The organism is Methyloceanibacter sp., from assembly GCF_050728395.1.
In the GTDB taxonomy this organism is placed as follows: domain Bacteria; phylum Pseudomonadota; class Alphaproteobacteria; order Rhizobiales; family Methyloligellaceae; genus Methyloceanibacter.
Window position 1 is genome coordinate 23615 of record NZ_JBOHJB010000040.1, and the last position, 6374, is coordinate 29988.

A 6374-nucleotide genomic window follows, 5' to 3' on the forward strand; every position below is an offset into this window, starting at 1 on the left:
GTAGCAGCCTATTGGCAATAGTCCCAATAGCCTTGGGTTTGCGACGGGTCGGCCCAGTACCAGCAGGTGTTCGGCGCCGGCGCCACGGCCGAATAGGCGGCTGCGCCGAGAATGGTGCCAAGCGCGACGCCGCCGATGACGGTGCCGTAATAGGGCCGCTTGTTCCACTTGCGATAGGGCCGGACCACGACGACCTTCTTGTTGTTCCAGTTCTTGTTGTTGTTCCAGTTCTTATTGTTGTGCCAATTCTTGTCCTTGCCGGCGACGACGATCGTGCTGTCGGTCTTCGCTGCCTCGCTCGGCAGAGCCTGCTTGGCCGGCGTCGTGTCGCCCGGCACGGCGGCGGCAACCGGACCGAGGGGCAGGGCGAGGCCTAGCCCCAGACCAAGTAAAACCGCAGCAATGGCACAGGGGCCGAAGCGTCTCGAATTCAGTTCGTCATACCCCATGATGTTCCTCCGGGTTGGATGCTTGGCGGGTCGCACGGCTCACGCGAGTCTACACTTGGCGACTCAGGTTCGGCAGCTGGCGGCAGCTCCCCGCTACCAAGACTGAGCTACGAGGCGAGCAAGGCGACATTGTGATGGCCGCGAACAGTTCAAGTCGAGGCGACAGGATTTTGTCTGCCGGGGTCAAACTGCCCGGGGGCAAGACCGGAAATCCCGCTTTACCTCCCTTAAGACCTTGCTACAGTGGAATTATCGAACCATAGCCGCGGCCAAGCATGTGGGAGCCTGAAGTAGGCGGGTGCCGCGGACATAAGGGTTGAACATCGTGACTGGGCCGAGCGGCAATGCCCGCGCGGCTGCCATAGTTCCGCCGGACGTGAAGGCCGCGCGGAGCGAGACCAACGACTGCGGGGAAGGCGGCGGCCCAGCACCAGTCGTGGCCCGGGCGCTGCTTGATGCGCCGGTAGGGGGCCTGTTGGGGGCAGCCCAGGGCAAGAGCGATGCGGGGGCACGCGCCCGGCGCGCCGGGGTTCCGGTTTACGCGGCGCTCGACCTCGGCACCAACAATTGCCGGCTCTTGGTTGCGCGGCCCTCACGCCGCGGTTTTCTCGTCATCGACGCATTTTCACGCATCATTCGCTTGGGCGAGGGCGTGCTGCGTTCGGGATATCTGTCCGACGCCGCCATGAACCGCACCATCGATGCCCTCAAGATCTGCTCCGACAAGATGCGGCGGCGAAACGTGTCGCGCTCGCGCCTGATCGCCACCGAAGCGTGCAGGATCGCGTCCAACAGCGGCGAGTTCATCGACCGGGTGCGCTGTGACACGGGACTTGCCATCGAGATCGTGAGCCGCGAGACCGAGGCGAAGCTCGCGGTCTCGGGCTGTGCGTCGCTGATCGACCGCAATTGCGACTGGGCGCTCGTGTTCGATATCGGCGGGGGCAGCTCGGAGCTGATCTGGCTCGACCTCACCCGGCTCGACGGCCCTTGGCGCCGCTCGATCTACGACCGGCTCGAAGTGCAAAGCTGCATCGCCGGCTGGACGTCGCTGCCCATCGGCGTGGTCAATCTTGCCGAGCGTCATGGCGGGCGCGAGGTCGGCCGCGAGAACTACGAGGCCATGGTCGCGGACGTGATGGCGGCGCTGACTGATTTCGAAGAGGCCCACCGCTTCCGCGAGCGCATTGCCAAGTGTTGCGCGCATTTCCTCGGCACCTCCGGCACGGTCACCACCATCGCCGGCATTCATCTCGGCCTTCCAGCCTACGACCGCAGCCGGGTCGATGGCTGCTGGCTCAGCGCCCCGGATGCGCGGCGCGTGTCGGACGCCCTCATCGATATGAGCTATGCCCAGCGCGTAGCCCAGCCTTGCATCGGTCAGGAGCGCGCCGATCTCGTGCTCGCGGGCTGCGCCATCCTCGAGGCGCTGCTCAGGGTGTGGCCCTGCCAGCGTTTGCGCGTCGCCGATCGAGGTTTGCGTGAGGGCATCCTCGCCACGCTGATGGCCGAGGATGGGCACGGCGGCGCACCGCATCACCGCCACCGCCCCTGGCCGCACGTTTCGGCGGGCGGCAGCTAAACATCCACGCGGGCTTCGGCCTCGGCGATCGACGCTGGTTTCCGCGCGGCGGCGAGCGGGCGCGCCGGCGCAGAAAGACTGGCGCCGGCGGATTTCGGCAGCATCATGAAGATCAAGGCCGACGCGGCGGAGACGGCGCCGACCACAATGAAGGCAGTGGTGAAATCGCTCGATTGCACGGCCATGTCGAGACGCCCGTGGCGCTGAATTTCCAGCACCAGGGCACCGATGGCGACGCCGGCCGACAGCGAGAGCTGCTGGGCTACGCTGGCGAAGCTCGTGGCCCGGCTCATCGCCCGGGGCTCGATGTCGGCGTAAGCGAGCGAGTTGATGCTGGTGAATTGCAGCGACTTGAAAAAGCCGCCGACCACGAGCACGGCGAAGATGACCGCGTGCGGCGTGACCGGCGTGAACAGGGCTGTCGCCGCGATGAACAGGCCGCTCACCACGGCGTTGATCACCAGCACGAATCTGAACCCGAAGCGGCGCAGGATCGGCGCCGCCGTGGCCTTCATGGCCATGGCGCCGACGGCGCTGGCGAAGGTCAAGAGCCCGGACTGGAAGGGCGTGAGGCCGAAGCCGAGCTGGAGGAGCAGCGGCAACAGGAAGGGCGTGGCCCCGATGCCGACGCGAAAGATGAAGCCGCCCACCACGCTCGCATAGAAGGTCTTCACCTTGAGCAGGCTCAAATCGATGAGCGGGGCGGGGGCTTTGCGCGCGTGCAGAACGTAAAGCCAGCAGCCGATGACCCCGACGGTGAGCAGCGCGATCACCATCTGCATCGGCAGCAGGCCCTGGCCGATGGTGGTGAAGCCGAAGGCAAGCCCGGCGAGCCCGATGCCGGAGAGGATGAAGCCCTTGATGTCGAGCGGGGGAAGCTCATGCTCGCGAATGTTGGCGACGTAATAGGTGGCGAGGATCACGCCGAGGATGCCCATGGGGATGTTGATCCAGAAGATCCAGCGCCAGGAGACGTAGGTGGTGATGAAGCCGCCGAGCGGCGGTCCGATCACCGGGCCGAGCAGGGCCGGGATGGTGAGCCAGGCAAGCGCCGAGATCAGCTCGGCCTTGGGCACGGTGCGCAGGATGACGAGCCGGCCAACCGGCACCATCATGGCCCCGCCCATGCCCTGCACGATGCGGAACAGCACGAAGTCGAGCAGCGAATGGGCGAAGCCGCAGGCCGCGGAGCCAAGGGTGAAAACGACGATCGCGGCGCGGAACACAATGCGGGCGCCGAAGCGGTCGGCCATCCAGCCGCTCAAGGGAATGAACACGGCGAGCGACAGGAGGTAAGAGGTGAGCGCGAGCTTGAGCGCGATCGGATCCTCGCCGAGATCCCGCGCGATGGCCGGCAGCGACGTCGCGATCACTGTCGAGTCCATGTTCTCCATGAAGAGAGCGACCGCGACGATGAGGGTGACGAAGTAGCGAGGCATGTGGCAGGTGTTAGAGGGACTTTAAGTCGGACATGGGGCTAGGGCCCCCACAGGGTCAAGGGTCTGGGCCAATGGGCCTCATTAACAAATGGTAAGCCGGGGCAAAGGCGGCGGCGCGGAGCAGGGCGGCGGCAGCCGCAAGCTCACGGTCAAGCTGCGCACGGCGAAGGGCCGCAAGACTGCCTCGACCCGATGGCTGCAACGCCAGCTTAACGACCCCTATGTCGAGGAGGCGAAGCGGCGGGGCTATCGCTCGCGTGCGGCGTTCAAGCTCATCGAGATGGACGACAAACACCGCTTCCTGAGGCCAGGGATGATCGTGCTCGATCTGGGCGCGGCACCAGGAGGCTGGAGCCAGATCGCGGCGGAGCGGGTCGGCGCGGTCGAGGGGAGGGGCCAAGTGCTCGCCGTCGATCTTGCCGCCATCGAGCCGCTGCCGGGTGTGGAGGTGCTGACGCTCGATGTGAGCGCGGAGAACGCGGCCGCTGCGATCCGTGCAGGGCTGAAGGGCGGCCACGCCGATGCCGTGCTGTCCGATATGGCCTCGCCGGCTACCGGACACCGGGCCACCGACCATCTCCGCGTGGTCGCGCTGGTCGAGGCCGCGCTCGACCTCGCCGAGGACGTGCTCAAGCCGGGCGGAACGTTCCTCGCCAAGGTGTTTCAGGGGGGAGCCGGCGGCGAGCTGGTCACGCGGCTGAAGCGCTCCTTCGCCAAGGTGAGCCACGTCAAGCCGAAAGCAAGCCGCAAGGAATCGCCCGAGGTCTATGTGCTGGCGACAGGGTTTCGTGGCGCGAAATGAGAAGGGCCCCCGCAGGAAGCGGAGGCCCTTCGTTAGACGAAGTCGTGAGGGTTAGTAATAGCTGCTCACGCAAGCGTTGTAGCGAGACCACCAATAGGGGCTGCCGCTGGCGTAGGCGCGCTGGCGGAGCCAGTAGCAGTTGTCGCCGTAAGCGTAGTCGGGACCGTAGACCCAGACCCAGACGCCGTTCCTGAAGACCCGATGCCGGTGATGATCAGAGTCGTGGCCGTGATTGTGGTTGTTTTCCGCAAAGCGACGACGATCGGGCCGATTGCGGTCGCCGTGGTCGTGGCCGCGGTCGCGATTGAACGCTTGGGCATTTCCGCGACGAGCGTCGCCCTTAGGTCCGCCGTGATTGAAGTCGCGGCTCGTGTATCGCGGGCCGCTATAGGCGCGGCTGCTGTAGGCGTGGACACCGCCATTGTCGGCGAAAGACCGCACGCCGCGCGGGCCGCCGCCTAAGTTCGGACCTCCGCCGCTTCTCGCGAGGCCTCCGCCGCCGCCAATGCGTCCACCGCCGCCTCCTGAGAGGCCGGGACCGCCACCACCACCGCTAAAGTGGGCGCCGCCACCGCCACCGGGGCCACCGCCACCACCGCCGCCGCCGCCTCCTCCCCCGCCGCCGCCGCCGCCTCCCCCACCGCCGCCACCACCACCGCCACCACCACCGTGGCCGACAAGGATGACGGAGCCGGACGCGCTGCCGAGGCTCTTCAGATCGATCGGCGCGGACGACGCCGGTCCTTGGAGGGCGGGCAGAAAAAGCAAACCGCCCGCCAAAGCGGCCATGGCCGCCAGGGGTGCTCTCATGACAGTTCTCCTTGATATATCGGACGGGGGGACCGGCGGCTCATCCTGCCGGCCCAACGCCGCTCTCGTGAATAATGCAAGAACGGCTCCGCCAGTTCCAGCCCTGAAAGGACACAAATCCGTGTACGGCTCAGGCAGCGTTGCCGCGAAGGCGGGCATTCTCCGCTACAAGCGCGGCGATGCGCTTCTCGAGCACATCGATGGTCGTGGCGACGTCCTCCACAAACAGCATTTGCGGGATGTGTTGCGGGCAATTGGCGTCCCAGGCCTCGACGGTGAAGAGGATCGCGGCCTCGGGGCGAGCCCTATAGTCGTCCGGGAATAGACGCGCGATCAACTCAGGGTCATTCTCGACCACGCGGGCGCGGCCCCAAATCTTCACGCGCCGGCGCCGCTGGTAGTCCATGAGGAAGAGCATAGCGCGCGGGTTCTCGGCCAGATTGCCGGTGCTGATATATTGCCGGTTGCCGGCGAAATCGGCGAAGGCGAGCGTCGTCTCGTCGATGACGTGCAAGAAGCCCGGCGGTCCGCCGCGATGCTGGACGTAAGGCTGCCCTTCCTTGCTCGCGGTCGCAAAATAGAACGAGCGCAGGCCGGCGATGAACTTGGCGAGGACAGCGTCGATCTTCGCGTCCCAGCCGCCATTCTGTTCGAGACGGGCATAGGCGGTGCGCGAGCCGCGACGTTCTTGAACGTCCTTCACCGAGGGCGAGAAGGCGATGTCTGTGGAGGCCATGGTGCTTCCCCGTCGTGCAGCCCCTGGGGCCTGCTCTGGCCCACTAAATAGTGCATTCCGCTCTGGGAGAGTATTGCCTATTATTCCAATTGATATTTCCGGATTTCGGAATAACGGAATGGACCGCCTTGCCGCCATGCGAGTGTTCACGGCTGTCGCCGACGCCGGAAGCCTGTCGGCCGCCGGACGCCGTCTGAATATGCCGCTTGCGACCGTCAGCCGCCATTTGGCGGCGCTCGAGGAGCAAATCGGCGCGCGGCTCATGACCCGCACCACGCGGCATCTCGCCCTCACCGAGCCTGGCCGGCATTACCTTGAGTCGTGCCGCCGCATCCTTGCCGAGCTCGAGGCGGCCGATCTCGCCCTTGCCGGTCAGCGTCTAGAGCCGCGCGGCGAGATTGTCATCACGGCGCCCGCCATGTTCGGGCGCCTCCACGTGGTGCCCATCGTGGTCGCGTTTCTCGAGGCCTTCCCGCAGGTCACCGCGCGGCTGCTCCTCGTCGATCGTGTCGTCGATCTGATCGAGGAGGGGCTCGATGTCTCGGTGCGGATCGGG

Annotated in this window: 7 protein-coding genes; 3 read left to right on the top strand and 4 right to left on the bottom strand. The window is 66.2% G+C overall.

The features are described 5' to 3' along the window. Positions 1 to 8 precede the first annotated feature (8 nt). Positions 9 to 449: a hypothetical protein gene (locus tag ACREC7_RS09050; RefSeq protein WP_431555353.1), complete on the bottom strand. Its 441-nt coding sequence runs from the start codon at positions 447 to 449 to the stop codon at positions 9 to 11. Between the two features lie 325 nt (positions 450 to 774). On the opposite strand from ACREC7_RS09050, the gene ACREC7_RS09055 reads away from it, so the two are divergent. Then, positions 775 to 2031 carry a Ppx/GppA phosphatase family protein gene (locus ACREC7_RS09055; protein ID WP_431555354.1) on the top strand — a complete coding sequence of 419 codons (1257 nt, stop codon included), beginning with the start codon at positions 775 to 777 and terminating at the stop codon, positions 2029 to 2031. Here ACREC7_RS09055 and ACREC7_RS09060 read toward each other — a convergent pair. Beyond that, positions 2028 to 3470 carry a DHA2 family efflux MFS transporter permease subunit gene (locus tag ACREC7_RS09060; RefSeq protein WP_431555355.1) on the bottom strand — a complete coding sequence of 481 codons (1443 nt, stop codon included), beginning with the start codon at positions 3468 to 3470 and terminating at the stop codon, positions 2028 to 2030. The two genes, ACREC7_RS09055 and ACREC7_RS09060, sit on opposite strands and share 4 nt — an antisense overlap. A gap of 88 nt (positions 3471 to 3558) precedes the next feature. Between ACREC7_RS09060 and ACREC7_RS09065 the strand changes: the two genes are divergently transcribed. Further along, a complete protein-coding gene (locus ACREC7_RS09065; protein WP_431555356.1) occupies positions 3559 to 4272 on the top strand; it encodes an RlmE family RNA methyltransferase in 714 nt (237 codons plus the stop codon). Between the two features lie 51 nt (positions 4273 to 4323). On the opposite strand, the gene ACREC7_RS09070 is transcribed toward ACREC7_RS09065, so the two are convergent. Next, entirely contained in the window at positions 4324 to 5082 is a 759-nt protein-coding gene (locus tag ACREC7_RS09070) for a hypothetical protein (RefSeq protein ID WP_431555357.1), read from the bottom strand. A 130-nt stretch (positions 5083 to 5212) separates the two neighbouring features. Further along, a complete protein-coding gene (locus ACREC7_RS09075) occupies positions 5213 to 5818 on the bottom strand; it encodes a pyridoxamine 5'-phosphate oxidase family protein (RefSeq protein WP_431555358.1) in 606 nt (201 codons plus the stop codon). A gap of 118 nt (positions 5819 to 5936) precedes the next feature. Between ACREC7_RS09075 and ACREC7_RS09080 the strand changes: the two genes are divergently transcribed. Then, a partial coding sequence (locus ACREC7_RS09080) for a LysR family transcriptional regulator (protein ID WP_431555359.1) occupies positions 5937 to 6374 on the top strand: 438 nt, incomplete at its 3' end.

Coding starts and splice junctions, on each gene's coding strand:
- ACREC7_RS09060 (WP_431555355.1), bottom strand. CDS start 3,470: ATGCCTCGCTACTTCGTCACCCTCATCGTCGCGGTCGCTCTCTTCATG.
- ACREC7_RS09065 (WP_431555356.1), top strand. CDS start 3,559: ATGGTAAGCCGGGGCAAAGGCGGCGGCGCGGAGCAGGGCGGCGGCAGC.
- ACREC7_RS09075 (WP_431555358.1), bottom strand. CDS start 5,818: ATGGCCTCCACAGACATCGCCTTCTCGCCCTCGGTGAAGGACGTTCAA.
- ACREC7_RS09070 (WP_431555357.1), bottom strand. CDS start 5,082: ATGAGAGCACCCCTGGCGGCCATGGCCGCTTTGGCGGGCGGTTTGCTT.
- ACREC7_RS09050 (WP_431555353.1), bottom strand. CDS start 449: ATGGGGTATGACGAACTGAATTCGAGACGCTTCGGCCCCTGTGCCATT.